A 20,110-nucleotide genomic window follows, 5' to 3' on the forward strand; every position below is an offset into this window, starting at 1 on the left:
CAAATGGGGAGGTGAAAGGTATGCGTGAGATGACAAAACAATTTTTAGAAGCAGCTTTTGCAGGTGAATCTATGGCGCATATGAAATATTTAATATTTGCAGAAGAGGCAGAAAAAAAGGGGCTTTTAAAACTTTCAAAACTTTTTAAAGCAATTGCATATGCAGAGTATGTTCATGCAAAGAATCATTTTAAAGTTTTGAAAAAACTTTCTGATGATATGAAAGATAACGTTCAAAGCTGTATTGATGGAGAAACTTTTGAAATTGAAGAGATGTATCCAGTCTATAAAAATGCTGCAGAATTTCAAGATGAAAAAGATGCTGTTAGAAGTACGCACTTTGCATTGGAGGCAGAAAAAATACATGCGGATATGTACAAAAAAGCAAAAGAATTAGTTGAAAAAGGTGAGGATTATCCAGCAGAAAAAATTTATATCTGTCCAGTTTGTGGATATACAGTAGAAGACGAAGCACCAGAAAAATGTCCTGTATGTGGTGCGCCAAAGGATAAATTTGTTGAATTTTAATTATTAAGTTTTAAGATAAATGGGGGAAATAGATCCCCCATTTATTTATTTGGAGGTGGTTTGATGTGGAAGAAATTAATTGGTTGGCTTGTTCTAGCAATTATCATTTTAATTTATTTGTCAATAGGTGTTTATCAAGTTGGCCCATCTGAAGTTGCACTTATTAAAACTTTTGGAAAATATACACATTCGACAGGTCCTGGTATACATTTTCATCTTCCTTATCCATTTCAATCTCACGTAATTGTAGATGTTGAGACTATTAGAAAGGAAGAAATAGGTTTTAGGACTATTGAAAGCTATGGAAAAATTTCATACAGAACTGTAAATGAAGAAGCGCTGATGTTAACAGGCGATGGAAATATCATCAGTGTTGAAGCAGCAGTACAATATAGAATAAAGGATCCTGTAAAATTTGCGTTTAATGTTATAAATGGCAAAGAGCTGGTAAGGTTTACAACAGAGTCTGTTTTAAGGGAAAGAATTGCAGTAAGAACTATTGACGATGTTTTAACTGTTGAGAGGGATAAAATAGCTCTTGAGACTGCAGAAAAAGTCCAGGAGATATTAGATAGTTACGATTCGGGGATACTAATTAACAAGGTATATTTGCAAGAGGTTGCACCACCTGATCAGGTTGTTGCTGCATTTGATGATGTAAACAATGCAAAACAAGATAAAGAAAGGTTTATAAATGAGGCGACAAAGTATGCAAATGATGTTATTCCAAAAGCCCAAGGTCAAGCAGAAAAGATTTTGAGAGAAGCCGAAGCTTATGCTCAAAAGAAGATACTTGAGGCTCAAGGTGAAACACAGAGGTTTTTAAGCGTTTTAAAAGAATATGAAATAGCACCTGAAATAACCAAAAAAAGATTGATCCTTGAGAAATTACAATCGGTATTTTCAAGTACAAAAAATATTTTTGTTCTTGATGATAGTGGTACAATAAAACTCTTGAATGTTAACGATTTGATTGGTGGTGATACAAAATGAAAGCCAAAATAATAACAATATCAGTAATTTTACTAATTGTTATTATATTTTTAACGCTTTCAATGTTTGTTGTTGATCAAACTCAGCAGGCTGTAGTCTTAAGGTTTGGACAGATAGTAAATACATATTCAACACCAGGAATACATTTTAGAACTCCGTTTGTAGACAACGTTGTAAAGTTTGAAAAGAGAATACTTCTATATGATATCGAACCAGAAAAAATTATCACGTTAGATAAAAAGACGTTGATAGTTGACACATATGCTCTATGGAAGATAGTCGATGCAAAGAAATTTATAGAGACAATGAAAACAATTGGTCTTGCTGAATCAAGGATAGATGATATAGTATACTCGAATATCAGAAATGTCTTTGCAAAGCACTCTTTTGATGAGATTATATCAGACAAAAGAGAAAGTTTTTTGAAAGAGGTAACAACTCTTTCAAGAGCTGATCTTGAAAATTTTGGAATAGAAATAGTAGATGTTAGGGTAAAACATGCAGATTTGCCATCTGAAAACGTAAATGCAGTATATGAGAGAATGAAGGCTGAAAGATACAGTATAGCAGCACAAATCAGAGCAGAAGGTCAAAAGGAAGCACAAAAAATAAGGGCTGAAGCTGATAAAAACGTTACCGTTATATTAGCCCAGGCGCAAAGCCAGGCTGAAAAGATTAGAGGTGATGGTGAGGCAAGCGCTACTAGAATTTATGCACTTGCATATCAGACTAATCCAGAATTTTTTGAACTTTGGAGAAGTTTAAGTGCATATGATACAATACTAAACAATGGAACTGTAATTTTTGGAAAAGATCTAGAGATATTTAAGTATATTTTTGAGGTAAAATAATTCCTTAGGGGAAGCTTTCCCCTAAGGATTTTAGCTAAAAGGAGTTTGATATAAATGGATTTGTTTGACAAAGTAAAACATATATTTTCGGATATGAAAGTTTCGGAATTTATGAATAGTGATGTAATTTATGTGCTGCCAAACAGAACTATTGCACAGGTTAAGGAAATTCTAAGGCTCAAAAGAATTTCCGGTGTGCCAGTTGTTAATTACAAAAAGAGAGTTGTTGGAATAATAAGTATAGAAGATATAATAAAATGTCTTGAAGCAAATAGTTTAAATGCACTTGTAGAGGAAAAAATGACAAAAAACGTTGTAGTTGTAAATGTTAACGATACTCTTAGGGATGTTATGGAGCTCTTTGAAAAGTATGGATATGGAAGATTTCCTGTGGTAGATGATGAGCACAGATTGGTAGGAATAGTTACAAAAAATGATATATTAAAGAGTGTGGCAATGAAACTAGGGATAATGTACCTTCATGATGAAAGACGCGAAAGGGCGCTTCAAAATTCAGAAAAATCTCTAATTTTGGGAATGGACTTAAAAAAAGAAGAGAGCGATTTTTATTTTAAGATAGATTATTATGATATAAACCAGATAGGAATAGGTGCTGCAAGTTTGAAAAAGTTTTTACTTTCTAAAGGTGTAGATGAAAAACTTGTTAGAAAAATAGCAATTAGTGTTTATGAGGCTGAGGCAAATGTAGTAATTCATAGTGGAAGTGAGGGAGAAATATATTGTTTTATAAAAGATGATAGTATTGTGGTAAGGATTGAGGATAAGGGAAAAGGTATAGAAAATCTTGATCTTGCCATGAAGGAAGGTTTTTCTACAGCACCGGATCATGTTAGAGAGTTAGGCTTTGGTGCAGGGATGGGCCTTCCAAATATGAAAAGATACTCTGACAAATTGGTTATTCTTTCTGAGAAAGATAAAGGTGTTATAGTAGAAATGGTATTTTTTAAATCTTAAGATTTGGCACAGCCTCTAATGTTGAATCTGAAGAAATACCTTTTTTATATAATTTGTATCCTGCCATTGCTATCATTGCTGCATTGTCTGTACAAAATTCAAGAGGTGGGATTAAAACTTTAATGTTTTGTTTTTCTGATAGCTCTTGAGCTTTTTTCCTAAGATATGAATTGGCAGCAACACCGCCTGCAAGTACTATGGTATTTACATTTGAATCTTTTGCAGCTTTGAATGTTTTCTTTAAAAGTATCTCAACGACAGCCTTTTGAAAAGATGCGGCAATATCTTCTTTTGGAATATTGTATTTATCAAATTTTTGTACGGTGTATAACACAGCAGTTTTTAATCCAGAAAAACTAAAGTTATAGTTTTTAGAATCCATCATTGGCCTTGGAAAATTAAATTTATTTTCATCACCGTTTTTGGATAATTTATCAATTTCTGGGCCACCAGGATACCCAAGTCCAAGTATCCTTGCCACTTTGTCAAATGCTTCTCCTGCTGCATCATCAACAGTTTTTCCTAGTACTTCTATTTCATCATCTTGCTTAACTAATAAAATTTCAGTGTGACCTCCTGATACCATTAAAACAATGTATGGTGGTTTAAGATGTGGATATGTTATGTAGTTTGCAAATACATGTCCAACGATGTGATTTACACCAATTAATGGCTTGCCTAATCTTAAAGAAAGCCCCTTTGCAAAGGATATTCCAACAAGAAGTGCTCCAATTAAGCCAGGGCCATATGTTACAGAGATCAAATCAATTTGATCAATGGATATATTCGCCATATCTATAGCATTTTTAAATACTATTGGAAGATTAGAAAGGTGGTGTCTTGCCGCAATTTCTGGCACGACACCACCAAATTTTTTGTGAATATCTATTTGTGAAGAAACTACGTTACTTAAAATTTTTCCATCGCTGAGAATTGCAACTGATGTTTCATCACAAGAGGTTTCTATACCTAAAACTATCATCTATGCTGACTCCTTCATTACAAGCTGTGGTTTTTCTTTGTTAGTTACACACTCTTCAGTGACGATAACCTTTTCGATGTTATTTAGATCAGGAAGTTCAAACATTGCGTCGATCATAACTTCCTCAAAGACGCTTTTTAGTGCCCTTGCGCCAGTTCCTCTCTCTAAAGCCTTTCTTGAGATTGCACGTAATGCTTCTTCGGTTACTTCGAGTTCTACGTTATCAAGGAGGAATAGTTTTTTGTATTGTTTTAAAATAGCATTTTTAGGTTCAGTCAATATTCTTACCATATCATCTTCTGTTAAATCTTCCAACGCTCCAATTACAGGAAATCTTCCAACAAATTCTGGAATGAGACCGTATTGTACTAAATCCTCTGGAGTTACGTGAGAAAGAATTTCCCCCAGCCTCATATCCTTTTTACTTTTTACAGGTGCATTAAAACCAAGTGCACTGCTTTGAATTCTTCTTTTTATTATTTCTTCAATTCCATCAAATGCTCCACCAACGATAAATAGGATGTTTGATGTATCAACTTTTAAGAACTCTTGATAAGGATGTTTTCTTCCACCTTGTGGTGGAACATTTGCAATAGTTCCCTCAACTATTTTCAATAGTGCCTGTTGGACTCCTTCACCTGAAACATCTCTTGTAATAGATGGATTTGGTGATTTTCTTGCGATTTTGTCGATTTCATCGATATATATGATACCGTATTGTGCGCGTTCTATATCAAAATTTGTAACTTCAAGAAGTCTTAGTATAACATTTTCTACGTCTTCTCCAACATAGCCGGCCTCAGTAAGTGGGGTTGCATCTGCAATTGCAAACGGGACATCCAATATTTTTGCAAGTGTTCTTGCAAGAAGAGTTTTACCACTACCGGTTGGTCCTATTAGTATAACATTTGATTTTTCGATTTCAACATCGTCAAAATCAATATCAGAAAATACACGTTTGTAGTGGTTGTAAACAGCGACTGACAGGATTTTTTTAACTCTTTCCTGCCCGATGACATACTTATCTAGTTCTGCCTTTATTTGAGATGGTTTTGGAAGATTTTTCTTGTCTTTTTTTGGAGAAAAACTTCTTTTTTCTTCACTTAGAATGTCATGAAAAATATCAACACAATCGTTGCATATATATACATTTCCGGGTCCAGCAATAAGTTTTTCTACTTTATCAGACGATCTTCCACAGAATGAACAAAACTTTTGAGCCATTCTTTTGCCTCCTTAAATTAATTCATTCTAATTTTATCATATTAATAAAATTAAATTGTTTCTATTATGTTTAGTCTTTTTTTCACAGTAATTAACCTTCTGGTTATTGACATACTAGATTTATATGTTAAAATATTTATCGTGATATTAGTCTATGCCGAGGTGGCGGAATTGGGAGACGCGGTTGACTCAAAATCAACTGGGGTTGACGCCCCATGCGGGTTCGAGTCCCGCCCTCGGCACCAAAAAATGGGGGCCAATGTTGGCTCCCGTTTTTTTATATAATTAGATTAAATAAAATTTTCTTTTTTAAGATTATATACATTATGGGACAGAATTCGTTTCCGTGGAGCGTACAATAAAAGATATAAGAGGGAAAATATTTAAAAATAATAAAACCCCCGTCCTTTTTTATTTCAAAGGGGGTTATAAATAATAATTTTGGAAAAGGATATTTAAAATAAATTTCATAATTATAAGCGTTTATCATTAGAACGATTTGCTCTATTTTTTAGTTATTTTGAAATAATGGAGATGTTTGTATTTTTATCTGACCAAAACAAAAATGATTTTACACCTAATTTTTAGAAATAACAATCATTTAAATTCCATAAGCAGAAAATTTTTTCAAACCTTCCTTCCATATTATTGCTGCTAAAATAAGGACAAATGCTAACCACAGTATTTGAAGAGAAAAATTGATAAAAAAATCAGAAAAGCTTGTGTTGTTGAAAAGAGTGTCTACAGGGGTATATAACATTAACCTGAATGGAAGAATGTTAAGAATTTTTTGAAAAGTTTCGGGAAAAACTTTCAGTGGCAATAAAGAACCTGAAAATAAGTTTTCTATTGTTAAATAGAAGGTTATAATTCCTATGTTCTCATGTGTATAGAAAGAAACTAAACCAATAACATACCATATGGAATATCTAAGAATACTTCCTAAAAATCCAAGAATTAAAAACATTATCAATGTGGGTGCATTTGGGAGTACATTGGCAAAAATTCCTAAGAGGACATATGCTATTGGTGTTACGAAAAGTAGATATATTGATATTGTTGCTACATACTCCATTAGATTAACAATTCCGAATGGAAGATTCCTTGCTAAATAATTTGCTATTTCACCAGAAAAAATATTTTGCCGTATTTCACGCGATTTTCGAATGAAAGGAAATATTTGAGATAAAAAGAGAGATATAGTGTAATATCCAATAATGTAAGATTTTTCCAAATTAGGGAAAGCTCTATTTTCTAGGACTGATAGCCAGAGAAAGTAAAACATGAATAATCTAGCCGGGTATCCAAAAAGTTTTGTGAACAATTCAATTCTATTAGAAAAAGCTTTTTTCAAATTTAGTATATAGGATTCCTTCATTATGTTTGTGATTCTAAATGTTTCTTTTATAATGTTCTGCAAATTCATTTTTCATCCTCCATAACTATTATATTTTTTTATACCGAATTTCCAAAGAATTTTAAAGATAGTTACCCATAGAATAATTGTAAAAGCAGCTCCAATTGCAAGTGCTGAAAAAGTTCCAATATACTTCAATTTTAAAGTAACAAAAGCAGGAACAGTTGAGGCATATCCAAAAGGTAAAAGGGTAATCATAAAAATACGAATAAAGAATGGGAATATTGTATGAGGGTAATTTACTAGCATAGCTAGTGAATCAGAAAGTTCGTCAATAGCAGATATTTTTCCAAACCAGAAGGAAGCAGTACTTGTAGACATTTGAATCAATGAATAAACGAAAACAGCTACAAAATTGAAAAGTAAAGCTATAATAAATGATAAAACGTCAAGTTTAATTTTGTAATAATTTATTAGGACTAATATCCATAAAACAGAAGGAATTAAGTTAAAAATATTTTCTAATCTTAAATTAAGTGTATTTAGTAGCATAAAAGGTTCTACAGGTTTAATTAGATAGCTATCAAGTTTTCCAGTATATATTAATTTCCATAATTTACCAGAAACCGGAAAGAAAATTTTGGTGAAAACATGAAAAAATTCTGTAAAAGCGGTAAAGAGATACATTTGTTCAATAGTCCATCCATTAAAGAACTGTATATTTGTATAAATAATTTTCCAAAATACTATGTTTATTATGAGAAAAAGAGTATTACCAAGAATATCAAAAAAAGTTGAGACTCTAAAATATAAAAGCCTTCTTGAACTTAAAAAAACGCCAATTTTTATAATTTCAAGATATTTTCTGAACGTCCGCATAGAATTCCCCCATAAGCCAATTTATAGTTTCTTCATAATCCATATTTTCTACCTTAAATGATATTATGCTTTCATCTGTTACAATTTTCTTTTTTATAGTTTCAATTTTTTCTTTTTCATTTACAGGAACTTTGATTATAAGTTTATTTTTATTTTTTTCTATAGGGCAGCCAAAGGTTTTAATATTTTCCATAATACTTTTTGTAGGTTCTCTCTTAAAATCTATAACTAATTTTTTAAATCCAAATTTATCTTTTAAATATTTGGTTTTGATATCTAATACTAATTTTCCATTATTAAGGAGTAAAATTCTGGTAGCGAATTCTTTTATCACAGAAATGTCATGTGTGGTTATAAGTACTGTTTTTTCAGAACCAAATGGATAGTTTAATAGAAAATCTTTAAATGCATTTTTAGCTTGTACGTCTAAACCTATAGTAGGTTCATCAAAAAAGAAAAGTAATGGATCATGAATTGTGGCCATTAGTATTTCAGCTTTCATTCTTTCTCCAAGGGATAGAGTTCGTACTATTCTATGAAGTAATTTTTCCACTCCAAAATGTTTATCGAAGATTTTAAGTCGATAATCTATATCTTTTTGTTTCAGTTCATAAACTGCTTTATATAATTTTAAACAATCATACACGCTAAGCTCAGGAATAAGAAGTGTTTTTTGCCCAAATAAAACTCCTATATTTTTTACGTATTTTTTTCTTTCATTAAAAGGGTCATAATCTAAACATTTGCATGAGCCAGATGATGGTGATATTATTCCAGTTAAAATCTTGAAAAGTGTGGATTTTCCACTACCATTGAGTCCTAAGACTGCAACTTTTTCACCTTTAGAAATGGTAAAGGAAACATTGTTTAAAGCTGTAATGGTTTTGTATCTGGAATTAAATAGTCTTACGAAAAAATTGCCTTTGTTATTTGGAATTTTATAATTTCTAGTTAATTTTTCAACTTTTATCAATAACACCCCTCCTCCCTTTTATTGTGTTTATTGTAGCGTGTAACAAAATTTTTAGTTGCAATAATATGAAAGATAGCAAAAATTAGAATTTTTAATTTTTAACCTTTGCGGGTGAAAATTTTAATTGAAATATATTCATTATCTTTGTTAAAAGACAAAGTGTAATTAAGACATAAAAAATGGTATTATTATAAAATTATTTAATCATAAAAATTCTAAAATAAATTATATCAAAAACAAAATTATTATATCAATATTTATACAAATTGTTTAAAAATAATTTTGGTTTATTATTTTAAAATTAATTTTAAGATAATTAGGTTGATTATAACATAGATGTTTATAATTCCAATTATAATATTAGATTTTTTAAATTTAAAATTTAAAAATTTTAACTGTATATGCCAAAATTTCAAGTTGATATTTTCCTGGTTTAGTTAATTGTAATCGAATTATATTTTACAATATATTGTATAAAGAATTCAGATTACGGACATGTTAAAACAAAAAATCTTTTCAAAAAGCATGTTTTTTATTAACTACTAATTATATGAAATTATTGTAAAATAATTGGTGTATAATAATTCTATGTTTCATTGTTAATTTATATGCCAGTAGTAGAATTATCATTGTAATGTCTATGAATCATTTTAATAGTATATATAGAAATTTTAGAAATTTCAGAGTAAAATTTTTCTAGTTTATTAATGTATTGAGCTTTGATAATGTTCCAGCTTTCATCTGATTCTTTAATATTTTTTTCTAGTTTTTTTAAAAAATTGAAATTTTCATTTGCTAATTTTTGTTGATATTATTGTAGAGTTTTATCTAATTTTTCAACAACTTCTTTTTTGATTTTTTTTAAACGTTTTAATAATAATAGTATATCGGCTAATTTACTTAAAAGACCAGACATATTCAAAATTATTCTTTCATTTTGTACATGTTTCATTATGAATTGGCAAATACGCTCTACCTTTTTATCGATAAAGTAATATTCGTAAGGTAAAAAGTGAGAAAAATTTGGTTTTGCTAAGTTATCATTAATTAATGTTTCTTCAAAACTAGTTCCTGGTAGAGCTTGAAGTTGCCAAAACCATATGGAAGGTGTTCCGATCCCTATGTCTTTAAGAAAAGCGGCACTTTTGAACAATTCTTCAATTGATATGAAAGGATTAAACAGAATAAATCCAATATCATATCTGAACATATTTATATCTCTTAATAAATGTATAGCTTTTTTTATTTGATCTATTTTTAATCCTTTTCTATAAATTTTCAAAACTTTGTCAGTTCCTCCTTCAACACCAATAAAGACACTTACAAATCCAGCTTTGTATAAATATTTTAAAAGCTTAATATCTTTTAACAGGCTATCTGCTCGGGATGAAAATTTATAGAAACCTTTTATTTTTCGAGTTAGTATTTCATCGGCTATTTGGTATGCCCTTTCTCTTGCATCGGATACAGATAAGAAGTCATCATCTACAAATGTTATAAAATTTTCAAACCAGTTTGGCTTAAAAAGTTCTATTAAGTTTTCTATTTCATTTACAACAATATTTGCAGCTCTGCCTCTCCATATAGTCCATTCTTTGTAAGGTTTTTTATAAAAATTTGGTATTGTACAATAGATACAATTACCTATGCACCCCCTACTACTACTAATGGAGAGAATTTTAACAATTTTTTGAGAAGGGTTTTGATTATCTATTTGTGTTATAGCGTCACGAGCAGGCAAATATGAAAAGTCAAGATCAGGTGCTTTATCTAGTGGCTCATAGATAATTTCCCCATTTTCTGTGAATGCCATTCCTTTTATATTTTTGAAATTTTTTCCAAGTTTCGATCTTTCAGCAATTTTGAGTATTTGCTCATCAGCTTCTCCACAAAAAATACCATCAATAGGATAGTTGAATAGCAAGTACTTGTATGCTAGTGTTGCGTGATGACCTCCTAAGATTATTTTAGCCTTTGCTCTCTTTTTTTTAAGTATTTCTATAGTTTTTAAAGTTGTTCTTAAGTTTTGTTGAATAACAGAAAATCCTATTAGATAAGCTTTAGAATTTAGAATTTCATTTGCTGTTTGTTCGGCAGTTAAACAAAGATTATCAGCATGAATGAGTTTTACTTTATATCCATTATTTCTAAGTATAGTAGTCAAGAATGCCAAGCCTAGATGATCACGAATAACTTTTGGTGGATTTTTGCGTTCATCAAGTTTAGAAAATACTAATACCACATCATATTTCAATGATTTCCCTCCTCTTTAAAATAATGTGTTTAGTTAGTCTATTCAAATTTTTTATCTTAATTTTTTGATAAATTATTTTCTATCTTTTTGAAAGAGTTTATTAGACTTTTAGTTGTTTTATTCATTATTCCGTCTTTAATTAATGTTTTAAATTAATTCACTAATTACTATTTTAATTTATCTCACAGCTTTTTCGAATTTTTTTCACTATTTTTATTAAACTAACCTCTTATGTCCATCGGGATTGTTTGCTATTCATGGTTTCTTTAACCTATTTAAATTATTATGATAAGTTTGCTTATTTTTTTATTGGGAGTTTCACCTAATGAAAAAATCTGTTTTTTCATTTATGTGTCTGCTTTTCGAACCTTTGTTTTTAATTTAAATATCACTATTATCACTTTTAATCATATTACTATTAGTGTTTGTGTGTTTTTACTTGATTCTTTTTTCTCCTTCTTTTAGAAGTTTATAAATTAAAATTTCAAGTTCTTCAATAGTATTTATGCGAAATTTTTCTTTTAATCTTGCGAGTAAACCAGTAAAAATACTACAAGCATAACTCTTTCCAGAGACTCTAGCATATGAGTTTTCTTTCCATGGAACAGGTATATTTTCTCCTAAAGCTCCTATTAAAAGTTTTTTGTAATCTATTATTTCAATTTGAAATGCACTTTTTAATTTTTTACTTATTTCAATATTTATTGTTTTTTTTAATCTATGGTGATAATTATTATATGGTAAAACTATCATTGTTTCTTTCAGTTTTGATAATATATCTTCCATTTTTTCTAAAAGATTTTCGTTATTAAATCCTAAGCTTAAGTTTAATATATCACATCTTATGTTATTCTGTTTTTGTTGAAGATATAACCATTGTAAAGCGAAAAAAAACTTGTCAAATTCTTCTTCATTTCTGTCAAAAGTTTTTATATGAAAAATTCTTGCGTTAGGTGCAATTTTGCTAATTAGAAAAGAAATAGCTGTACCATGACCTATTGGATCAGTTACTTTTGTTGATTCTATGATTTTATATTCATTTTCTGTTTTATTGGTTAATTTATACGTTTTCAAAAATTTTATATTTATCCAGTCATGGGATAATTCAATACCACTGTCTATAATACATATATTTATTGCTTGGCCACTTGAATTTTTTAATAATTCTCTAACTTTTAAAATTTTATTATTCAAGTTTTATCACTTTCCCTTCATAACCATCAATTGCAACTTTTTTAAAGAATCTTAGTAGTTGAGCAGCTTTTGGAAGAATTACACAAGGAATTTCAAATTCTCTACTTAATATTGCACCATGACATAACACACTTCCAGTTTCTGAAATTATACCTTTAATTTTTGAATAGTAAGGTAGTAAATCAGGGGTCATTTCATGAACTACCAGTATTTTGTTTTCGAGATTCTCATCTATTTTATTTTTCCAAAAGAATAATGTTCCCTCAGCATAACCAGAAGAAACTCCGAGCCCTTGAAATTCTCCCTTATGATCTAAGTAAAATCTATAGTTTGGGAAATTGGATTGTGTTGTAATTGGTCGAATTTGTAGAAAGTAAATTTTGCCATTTTTAATAGTCCATTCTGCTTCAGCTTTTGGAAACTTGTTGGAAACATGAGATAAAGTATTGTATATTTTTAAAATTTCCGGATCACTCAAGACAGGAGTATTCCAAAGTTCAAAAGGAAGTCTTAATATATGAATGTATTTGCTTCTTTTTTTAAAATATGAAAATATTCTAGGCTTGTTTTCCTGGAATAATTGAACTTTATCACCCGGAAGAAGGTTTTTATTGATATTTTTTATTGCAAAGAAGCCGAGTCTTTGTTCTTCAAAAAAATGTGAAAACACTTTGTTACCATCAAAAATGAAGCTTTCGTTCCAAATCATTCCTGATGTCAAAGGTTCTAAAAGCCCTCTTATACATTCGAAGAAAAATTCCGAATGTTTTGGGTTAACTGGATGTTCAGAAAAGACTAATCCTGATTTTTCTGAATTTATTAGCTCTTGAATGATAACTGGCATTCCGTGTAAAATAATTTCTAATATTTCCTTTGGATTAAGTTTTATAATATTTTTCATATATGTAATTAAATCATGCGAAAAGCTACTTAACCAAACCTTTCGTAAGGCTTTTCCTAAAATAACTAGATCTGAAGGTATGCCAATTATGCTTTTGTAAATACCTGCAAATGACGCTGATAAGGTGTCTTCATAAGCAGAGGATGAACGTATGGCCCATAAAGTATTTTTTTTAAGCAATTGTTTTAAAACATCTACTAATGAATATGGGATTTTAAATCTATTTTTATGTTTTATGATGTTTAGATATTTATACTTTAGAGCATCATAATTATCTAGATAAACCATTTTTTTTATTTCATCATATAATCCATTGGAAATTATAAAATCTGCACAATATTTATTTGGTAAACAATAAGTATCTGGAATGTTAACACCATTTTTGTACAAAAAGTATAAGTTATAAGCTTTTGTACCTATATTAGAAGGCGAAATAGTAGAGTTTTTATCCATAACTTTAAACATTTTTCCAACTCCTTATACGAATTTACTTTAATTTTTTCAATAAGTCACTTAAATTTGAGTCTAATGTAGGTAGATTAAAGAGTTTAAAAAGTCTATAAAAATTACGAAGAGATCTCATTTGCCAATAATGCCTTTGTTCTTCATGATTTAAAAGTGTTATTTGGAGACTAAGTAATTTTTTTAAATAAACAGTTTTATCATTTGAGGATGAACTTAGAATTTTAAGTATTTTCTGTACTCTTTCATAATGAGAATAGTATTTGCTTAATAGTTTTTTTATTTCTGAAGCGATTTGTTTTGAATTTTTATGATCAATCAGTTTTAATAACCATGAATTTATAAAATGTTCATTTATTTCTTGTAATTCTTCTATATCGAATCCCAACAGAAAGGCAGCATTTTCTTCGAATTTTTCCATCGAAAATAGCTGTAAATATAATTTATATCCAGATAATCTTAAGATATCATTATAAGATAGATTAATTGGATTTAGGATTGCAGGAATAATGTCAGGTATAGGTAAAAAATCCAGTTTTTTTGAAAAATTATTTAAGTAATTTTGAATTTTATCTATTAAGCTCAGTTCTTCATTTAAGTTAAAGAATTTCATCATTTCATAGACACTATTTGCAAATTCTTCTATCAATTTTTTGGTCAGTTTACTTGGGTTTTTTTTGATTATATGTTCTACTAATATATTCATGTAAGAACATTTATGTAAACTTTTGTTTGCGTTTTTAATAATATAGTGTATTTTATCATATGAACTAAAGGTATCATTTAATTCCTTTGAATAGGAATTAAAATCCTCGATAGGAATATGTACAACCCCTGGATTGTATTCTAAGGCATTTGAAGATGGAGAAAAGAAATGTATTCTTCTTATTAAACCTTTTGTGTAAAAATCAATGTGAATTCTTGAACGAATTTTATAAACACTATAAAAATCTACAAATATTATTCCATTATTTTCGTTTTTTACATAAGGTATTGACCATTTAAATACCATGAAGACGAAATTTTCCTCCTTTCAATGTTTTTTAAGAGAATGAAAACAAACATTAGTAAAGGTATTTGTGGAAAATTATCAATGAAAAAATAATAAATAATTGTATTATTGAAGACTCAATGCATTTATTTGAATAAATTTTATTAAGTTCACTATAGTAATATTTTTAGTTAAAATTTTGAAAAATGTGGAATTCTTACTTTTTATGTTTAAATACCGAATTTTTTTAATTTTTAGAAATTCTAAGTGAAATATTGGTTAAAATTGCAACGATTTTGTGTTTAAAGTTAATTGATATGTTAATAAATTACTTTTTTGAATTAAGTTTTATCAATGATATAGATTCCTTTTAAATTATTTCTAAAATATTTGTATACAAAATCGTATATGTCGTATATTGAAATTGTTTCAAGGATTTTAATAATTTTTTGAATATCTAATGGTTCGTTCATGTATAATAGATTAAAACCAGATCTGGAAGAAAATTTTCCGATATTTTCCAATAGAATCATATAAAAAAGTTTTAATCGATTTTTAATCTTTTGAAAAGTCTTGTTATCTATAAAATCTAAAATAAGAGAATCTAAAGATTTGTTAATCAAATCCGAAGCTTTTTCAACTATAAGTGAATTTTGAAGCTTCATAAAACCAATATAATAACCAAAATTTTTGTTGATAACAATATCAGTATTGATGTGATAAGTAAAATTTTGCTTTTCTCGTATTAAATTTCGTAATTTTGAATTTTCTAATTTGGCAAATATATAATCGATGATTGTAGCAATTATCAAATTTTTGTAGGTATAGCCAGGTAGTGGGAAAATAAATCCTAAAAGATTCATATTATCAGATTTAATTTTTTTCCACATAACGTTACTTCTATGTTTGTAAGTTGGAAAATTAGTATTTACACCTTCAACGTGAATATTTTCAATTCTGGAACAAATTTTTTCAAAACATTTGCTATCTAAGTTTCCAATAATTTCAATGATTGAATTTTGAGGAACAAAAAATTTACTTTTTATTTGCATTACTTCTTCTAGGGTTATTTCATCTAATCCCGAGACAAAATTTAGATTAATCTCAGGATATAATAAATTAATTAAAAGTGAATATATTATAAATACGCTCTTTCTTCTTATTTCGTTTTTTATTATTCTCTTTTCGATTTCTAATTGTTTTTGTGAAATGTTTGGAGATTTATAAGCAATGTTAATTAAATCTTTAAATGCTTCAAAAAGGTTATCATTAAAAGCTCTAGCGTAGAAACAAGTTGCTTCCGGAAATACCAAACCATTAAGGATATATCCCTTTGTTTTGTTTTTGGTGGATGACGTGTAAAAGGAGCAATGTTCGATTAAGTGTACAAGAGATTTAGGTATTGAATGATATAGTCCATATTTGAACCAAATATTTAAAGAGGGAATATTCTTTCCTTTCATGAGAGAATTAACAACAATAGCACCATTTAAAAGTTCTTTTCTCTTCCAATTATTTTTTACCATTTTGTACAAATCACATCCTTTTTTGATGAACCTACTCTTTTTATTGAAATAAGTGGTTTTAACTTGATTGCGAGTTTAATTATTCCTTTTTCTAAAAGTGGGGTAATTACACTTTTTATATTTTTAAAATATTTCGTATTGTGGACTTTGCTTGTACCGTGAGGTATGGAATAAAAAGTGTCTTTAGCTTTTTGTAATGGTTTAATCAAGAATGATTTTTCACCAGGATTGCTTCCAATGTAATAATATTGAAATTTTTTACTAATTTTTGTTAGGCCACTTCTGTGTATTGCAATTCTATTGTGGTTGAATTTTTCTACAAATATTGACGAATGTATGGAATCTGAAACAAAATCAAATTTAATACTATGATTGAATTCTTGGGAAAGAAAATCTATTACTTGTTCAGCAATGTATAATCTATTTAAAAATGAATATTCTAAGATGTTTTTGTATAATTCTAAGAACATTAACCAATTTTTATTTCCATTCTTTCCCCGAGATATAGAATGGTTCCAAAAAGGTATATAAACCTGATGTATTTTGTCTTCAATTTTTGGTATATCTTGCAGGTTCAACTTATTTCCCTCAAAGTATCCGAACATTTGAGCAAGTAACACTAAAAGTTTTTTTCCATAATTTCCTGAACCATTGTGTACAATTAATAACAAGCTATTATTGTTTAACGATTTTAGAGATTCCTCATAAATTTTTTCAAGAATATGAAACTCTATAAAATGCCCGCCTGGGTTAAGTTCTCCAAAATTGTTCCAAATAATTTTTTTGGCAACAAAATAAAATTTTTTGGAAAATTCATTTTGCAACATTTTTTTTGTTATTTTGTTCATTTTTTTAATAATCCAGGATGAGTTCTCAATATTTTTATTAAAAATTTTGGAGATTTCATTCGAATTTTCCAGTTTTTTTGTTATTTTATTCATTTTTATAGGATCTATGTCATAAACTATTAATATTAAGTAACCACAACCGACGTCAAACCCCGTGGAGAAAGGATAAATTTTGTCTGATAAAAGCAAAGATGAAGCTGGTAAACCAAATTCTTCCGGATGAAATCCAGGAAATATTATTATTTTATTGTATTCTGAATGATTTTTGTAAAAATTTATGACTTTTCTTGCTTTTTCATTGCAAAATTCGCGATAATCATTGTCATTAATTATTAAAATTGGTTCCTTTTTTTGAATTTTGTGTAGTTCTTTGTTCATTTAAAACTCCTTTCTGGGAGATTATTAACGCGTTATTTGTATTTTTGACAAAAGCTTAAAAAATTAAAATATAGCATTGGCACGCTAGCTTTAGCGTGCCAGCAAAAAAGTTTAATCAGTTATTTCAAATACCTCTTCTAGTTCCTCTTCTTCAAAAATATCTTGTAGAAGTTCTTCAAGCTCAGTAATCTCTTTTGATAAGACAACATGGTTTCCTAAAAGCATGACTTTATCCATATTTACACCTCCTTTCCAAACTAAATTGTAATACACATAGTTGCTATAGTTGTTAAATTTGTTATTTTTTTAACTTACGAATATTTAATTAACAATAAATAAAAAATTCAAATAAAAACAAAATTAAAATATTAATAAAATTAAATTTAATATTGAGTAAAATTTGTTTGATATTCAAATTATATATTCCAGAAATGATTTTATCAAAACTCAATTTACTTTGTCAATAGCTATCTAAACTATTTATTATTTAAAAGCTTTTTGAATTCTGAAATATATTATTAATTGGTATTATTCATATGTTTTTAATTAAATAATTATAACTTTTAATATCATTGTTTATTGACAATATTGAATTTAAGATTAAAATAAAATTATATTAGGTAACAAATAAATAATGTAAAGTAAATATGGTAATTAAATCTGACTTGAGTGCTAAAGATTATAGAAAAATAAAAAAAGATTCATTTTTTCAGGTTTGGGAATAGTTTATCTGAATTTATATAATTTCTTTCTTTTATTTTTTAATTCTTTATTTGAATTTGAAAGAAAATTAGTTATAAATTTAGGTGTCGAGTAATTTAGTAAAGGTCCTATTTTGAGTTATTGTGAAAATAAAAGTACGGGATATGGTAATTGTATACATCGTAGATATAATAAAATTCAGCAAAATTGCATTGTATTAAAAAGTGGAATATTAAAAATTTGTCTATATAAGATAGAAGTTTTTAAGAGATTTAACTGTTTTTATATGAGAAAATAGAGGTTGTGTTATGTATTGATATATGAGCTAAGGAAAATAGAATCATTTTAGTAATTAAGTATTCAATTGTGAAAATGTTAAAATATTTATGATAAAATTATGAATAATGATCTAGTAGTTGTGAAAACATACCGAAAGTTATGTATTCTTAGGTTGCAGTGGTTTGCTTGAACATTTTGTTAATCTTCAATATCAACAATTTATTGGGGCGGAAATATGAAAAAAATTGTTAAAAACCTTATTATTGCACTTTTTACGTTTGTAGTGTTAGGTATATTGATTAATGGCAATTTTGTAAAAGATAAATATGTTTTAAATAGCTGGAATCAAAAGGTTCCAGATCAAATTTTGCTTGATGAGCCTAGTACGTGTGTTTATGTTACTGAGTTTAATGATACTAGTTTTGATACTCTAGTTATTCCAAAGATTATTGGTAATTTGTTTAAAGTTTACCTTAATGGAGAAGAAATATATTCTTATGGAACAAAGACTGGTAATATTTGGAGTTATACATATGTAGTTCCATTAAAAAATTTAAACTCAAAGAAAAATATATTAAAAATTGAAATTTTTGGTTTATATGATGCAGGACTGCCAAGATTTCCCTTTTTGACAGATAGAATAAGTGCTTTAAGATATCAAAGCTTTCAAAATTTTCTAAGGCACGATTTTTACATCATTTCAATTGGAATTTCTTTTGTTGCAGGGATAATATCTTTCTTTTTGGGTTATTTGTTAAAAGCAAAGCAGATAAGTCAATCTTATGACTTATTTGGTTTATTTTTAGTTTTAACAGCTATAGCGTTATTTGATTATCAAGTTAGAACTTTTCATTTTAATGAAATTACCTTTTTGATTTTTAAAAAGCTATTTTTGATTTCCACATATTTTTCTTCGCTATTTTATATAGCAGCTCTTGAAAAATATAAATTAAAAAGGTTTAGAACAAAATGGCTTATCTGGTATGTGTTTTTTGTTTCCCTCCTTCCAGTTTTTTCATTTGATTTTAATAATTATGCTAAGTTTTCGACAGTTTCAAATATGTTAATGCTTATTGTTTTGCTTTTTGTAATTTACGATGTTTTGCATTTGAAAATGAGCAAACTTTACTTTTCAACTTTTTTCATAGTATTTTCTTATATTCATATTATCCTTTACTTTTTGTATGTAAGATCATATCATTTTCAAGAGTTTTTAACAGGTTATGGAACAGCTTTCTTGTCAATTTCAGTTATTTTAATGCTTACAGATGAGTTTGAAAAAATGGTTGCAGAAACAAACGAACTTTCCAATTCAAGATATATTGATCCATTAACAAAAGCTTGTAACAGAAACATCTTAGAAAAATTAGATAATTCAAATGTTGAAGGTTTTTTTGTTCTTATAGATCTTGATAATTTTAAAGAATTGAATGATAGATTTGGCCATGAAAAAGGTGATGAAATTCTTAAAAAGTTTTCTAACTTAATTATAGAAAATATTAGAAAAGAGGATCTATTTATAAGGCTTGGTGGAGATGAGTTTGCTTTAATTGTTAATTTAGATGATCCTAAAAGTTTTGTTGAAAGACTTAGAAAGCTTTCAATAAATGTTATTAATCTTGATTTTTCATATGGCATAGTCAAATTTAGCAAATTTTCAGAATCTTATAGATTGGCAGATAAATTACTCTATGATATGAAATCAAGAAACAAAAATAAGTAATTTAAAAATTTTTTCATGTTTGTGATATAATACTTTGTGAAAGTAAATAAAGTGCAGGCTTAAGAGATAATGGAGAAGCCATATGCCAGAA

At 28.1% G+C, this 20,110-nt stretch carries 17 protein-coding genes and 1 tRNA gene; 6 read left to right on the top strand and 12 right to left on the bottom strand.

What is annotated here, in order from left to right; genetic code table 11:
• Nucleotides 1-20: 20 nt before the first annotated feature.
• The 4 genes from OB7_RS07555 to OB7_RS07570 all read left to right on the top strand — a co-directional run bounded on the left by OB7_RS07555 (nucleotide 21) and on the right by OB7_RS07570 (nucleotide 3,346).
• Nucleotides 21-527: a rubrerythrin family protein gene (locus OB7_RS07555; RefSeq protein WP_012579699.1), complete on the top strand. Its 507-nt coding sequence runs from the start codon at nucleotides 21-23 to the stop codon at nucleotides 525-527.
• Between the two features lie 63 nt (nucleotides 528-590).
• The gene (gene hflK, locus OB7_RS07560) at nucleotides 591-1,520 is read left to right on the top strand and encodes an FtsH protease activity modulator HflK (protein WP_004104484.1); all 930 of its coding nucleotides are present in this window, start codon (nucleotides 591-593) and stop codon (nucleotides 1,518-1,520) included.
• Nucleotides 1,517-2,371, top strand: coding sequence for a protease modulator HflC (gene hflC / locus OB7_RS07565; protein WP_114702932.1), 855 nt, complete (start codon nucleotides 1,517-1,519; stop codon nucleotides 2,369-2,371). The genes hflK and hflC overlap by 4 nt, the downstream gene beginning before the upstream one ends.
• A gap of 54 nt (nucleotides 2,372-2,425) precedes the next feature.
• Nucleotides 2,426-3,346: a CBS domain-containing protein gene (locus OB7_RS07570; protein WP_004104489.1), complete on the top strand. Its 921-nt coding sequence runs from the start codon at nucleotides 2,426-2,428 to the stop codon at nucleotides 3,344-3,346.
• Here OB7_RS07570 and tsaD read toward each other — a convergent pair.
• Both tsaD and clpX read right to left on the bottom strand, forming a co-directional pair.
• Nucleotides 3,336-4,328, bottom strand: a complete 993-nt coding sequence (gene tsaD, locus OB7_RS07575; protein WP_114702933.1) for a tRNA (adenosine(37)-N6)-threonylcarbamoyltransferase complex transferase subunit TsaD — start codon at nucleotides 4,326-4,328, stop codon at nucleotides 3,336-3,338. The genes OB7_RS07570 and tsaD overlap by 11 nt on opposite strands.
• Nucleotides 4,329-5,552, bottom strand: coding sequence for an ATP-dependent Clp protease ATP-binding subunit ClpX (clpX, locus tag OB7_RS07580; protein WP_012579702.1), 1,224 nt, complete (start codon nucleotides 5,550-5,552; stop codon nucleotides 4,329-4,331).
• A 156-nt stretch (nucleotides 5,553-5,708) separates the two neighbouring features.
• Between clpX and OB7_RS07585 the strand changes: the two genes are divergently transcribed.
• Nucleotides 5,709-5,797 (top strand) — tRNA-Leu (locus OB7_RS07585).
• A 356-nt stretch (nucleotides 5,798-6,153) separates the two neighbouring features.
• Here the strand turns inward: OB7_RS07585 and OB7_RS07590 are convergent.
• From OB7_RS07590 to OB7_RS10170, 10 genes are all read right to left on the bottom strand, one after another.
• Complete coding sequence (locus tag OB7_RS07590; RefSeq protein WP_004104495.1) at nucleotides 6,154-6,978, bottom strand: ABC transporter permease; 825 nt, start codon at nucleotides 6,976-6,978, stop codon at nucleotides 6,154-6,156.
• Nucleotides 6,979-6,981: 3 nt separating this feature from the next.
• Nucleotides 6,982-7,788 carry an ABC transporter permease gene (locus OB7_RS07595; RefSeq protein WP_004104507.1) on the bottom strand — a complete coding sequence of 269 codons (807 nt, stop codon included), beginning with the start codon at nucleotides 7,786-7,788 and terminating at the stop codon, nucleotides 6,982-6,984.
• Entirely contained in the window at nucleotides 7,763-8,761 is a 999-nt protein-coding gene (locus OB7_RS07600; protein ID WP_012579703.1) for an ATP-binding cassette domain-containing protein, read from the bottom strand. Before OB7_RS07600 ends, OB7_RS07595 begins: the two co-directional genes overlap by 26 nt.
• Before the next feature lie 811 nt (nucleotides 8,762-9,572).
• Nucleotides 9,573-11,015: a B12-binding domain-containing radical SAM protein gene (locus OB7_RS07605; protein ID WP_114702934.1), complete on the bottom strand. Its 1,443-nt coding sequence runs from the start codon at nucleotides 11,013-11,015 to the stop codon at nucleotides 9,573-9,575.
• 435 nt (nucleotides 11,016-11,450) lie between these two features.
• Nucleotides 11,451-12,209, bottom strand: coding sequence for a S8 family serine peptidase (locus tag OB7_RS07610; RefSeq protein WP_114702935.1), 759 nt, complete (start codon nucleotides 12,207-12,209; stop codon nucleotides 11,451-11,453).
• Entirely contained in the window at nucleotides 12,202-13,575 is a 1,374-nt protein-coding gene (locus OB7_RS07615) for a PEP/pyruvate-binding domain-containing protein (RefSeq protein WP_114702936.1), read from the bottom strand. The genes OB7_RS07610 and OB7_RS07615 overlap by 8 nt, the downstream gene beginning before the upstream one ends.
• Before the next feature lie 22 nt (nucleotides 13,576-13,597).
• Nucleotides 13,598-14,584 carry a hypothetical protein gene (locus OB7_RS07620; RefSeq protein ID WP_114702937.1) on the bottom strand — a complete coding sequence of 329 codons (987 nt, stop codon included), beginning with the start codon at nucleotides 14,582-14,584 and terminating at the stop codon, nucleotides 13,598-13,600.
• A 320-nt stretch (nucleotides 14,585-14,904) separates the two neighbouring features.
• Nucleotides 14,905-16,089, bottom strand: a complete 1,185-nt coding sequence (locus OB7_RS07625; protein WP_170128454.1) for a M16 family metallopeptidase — start codon at nucleotides 16,087-16,089, stop codon at nucleotides 14,905-14,907.
• Nucleotides 16,083-17,315 (bottom strand): RtcB family protein, encoded by a 1,233-nt coding sequence (locus OB7_RS07630; protein ID WP_114702939.1) that lies wholly within the window; start codon nucleotides 17,313-17,315, stop codon nucleotides 16,083-16,085. Before OB7_RS07630 ends, OB7_RS07625 begins: the two co-directional genes overlap by 7 nt.
• Nucleotides 17,316-17,426: 111 nt before the next feature.
• Nucleotides 17,427-17,552, bottom strand: coding sequence for a hypothetical protein (locus tag OB7_RS10170; RefSeq protein ID WP_012579705.1), 126 nt, complete (start codon nucleotides 17,550-17,552; stop codon nucleotides 17,427-17,429).
• Between the two features lie 979 nt (nucleotides 17,553-18,531).
• On the opposite strand from OB7_RS10170, the gene OB7_RS07635 reads away from it, so the two are divergent.
• Nucleotides 18,532-20,019, top strand: coding sequence for a GGDEF domain-containing protein (locus OB7_RS07635; protein WP_114702940.1), 1,488 nt, complete (start codon nucleotides 18,532-18,534; stop codon nucleotides 20,017-20,019).
• Nucleotides 20,020-20,110: the final 91 nt, after the last annotated feature.

Origin of the sequence: Thermosipho africanus Ob7 (assembly GCF_003351105.1) — a bacterium.
GTDB lineage: Bacteria > Thermotogota > Thermotogae > Thermotogales > Fervidobacteriaceae > Thermosipho > Thermosipho africanus.

Excerpts from the sequence above, each read along its gene's own strand:
- OB7_RS07555 (WP_012579699.1), top strand. The coding sequence starts at position 21 with ATGCGTGAGATGACAAAACAATTTTTAGAAGCAGCTTTTGCAGGTGAA.
- hflK (WP_004104484.1), top strand. The coding sequence starts at position 591 with ATGTGGAAGAAATTAATTGGTTGGCTTGTTCTAGCAATTATCATTTTA.
- hflC (WP_114702932.1), top strand. The coding sequence starts at position 1,517 with ATGAAAGCCAAAATAATAACAATATCAGTAATTTTACTAATTGTTATT.
- OB7_RS07570 (WP_004104489.1), top strand. The coding sequence starts at position 2,426 with ATGGATTTGTTTGACAAAGTAAAACATATATTTTCGGATATGAAAGTT.
- tsaD (WP_114702933.1), bottom strand. The coding sequence starts at position 4,328 with ATGATAGTTTTAGGTATAGAAACCTCTTGTGATGAAACATCAGTTGCA.
- clpX (WP_012579702.1), bottom strand. The coding sequence starts at position 5,552 with ATGGCTCAAAAGTTTTGTTCATTCTGTGGAAGATCGTCTGATAAAGTA.
- OB7_RS07590 (WP_004104495.1), bottom strand. The coding sequence starts at position 6,978 with ATGAATTTGCAGAACATTATAAAAGAAACATTTAGAATCACAAACATA.
- OB7_RS07595 (WP_004104507.1), bottom strand. The coding sequence starts at position 7,788 with ATGCGGACGTTCAGAAAATATCTTGAAATTATAAAAATTGGCGTTTTT.
- OB7_RS07615 (WP_114702936.1), bottom strand. The coding sequence starts at position 13,575 with ATGTTTAAAGTTATGGATAAAAACTCTACTATTTCGCCTTCTAATATA.
- OB7_RS07620 (WP_114702937.1), bottom strand. The coding sequence starts at position 14,584 with ATGGTATTTAAATGGTCAATACCTTATGTAAAAAACGAAAATAATGGA.
- OB7_RS07625 (WP_170128454.1), bottom strand. The coding sequence starts at position 16,089 with ATGGTAAAAAATAATTGGAAGAGAAAAGAACTTTTAAATGGTGCTATT.
- OB7_RS07630 (WP_114702939.1), bottom strand. The coding sequence starts at position 17,315 with ATGAACAAAGAACTACACAAAATTCAAAAAAAGGAACCAATTTTAATA.
- OB7_RS10170 (WP_012579705.1), bottom strand. The coding sequence starts at position 17,552 with ATGGATAAAGTCATGCTTTTAGGAAACCATGTTGTCTTATCAAAAGAG.
- OB7_RS07635 (WP_114702940.1), top strand. The coding sequence starts at position 18,532 with ATGAAAAAAATTGTTAAAAACCTTATTATTGCACTTTTTACGTTTGTA.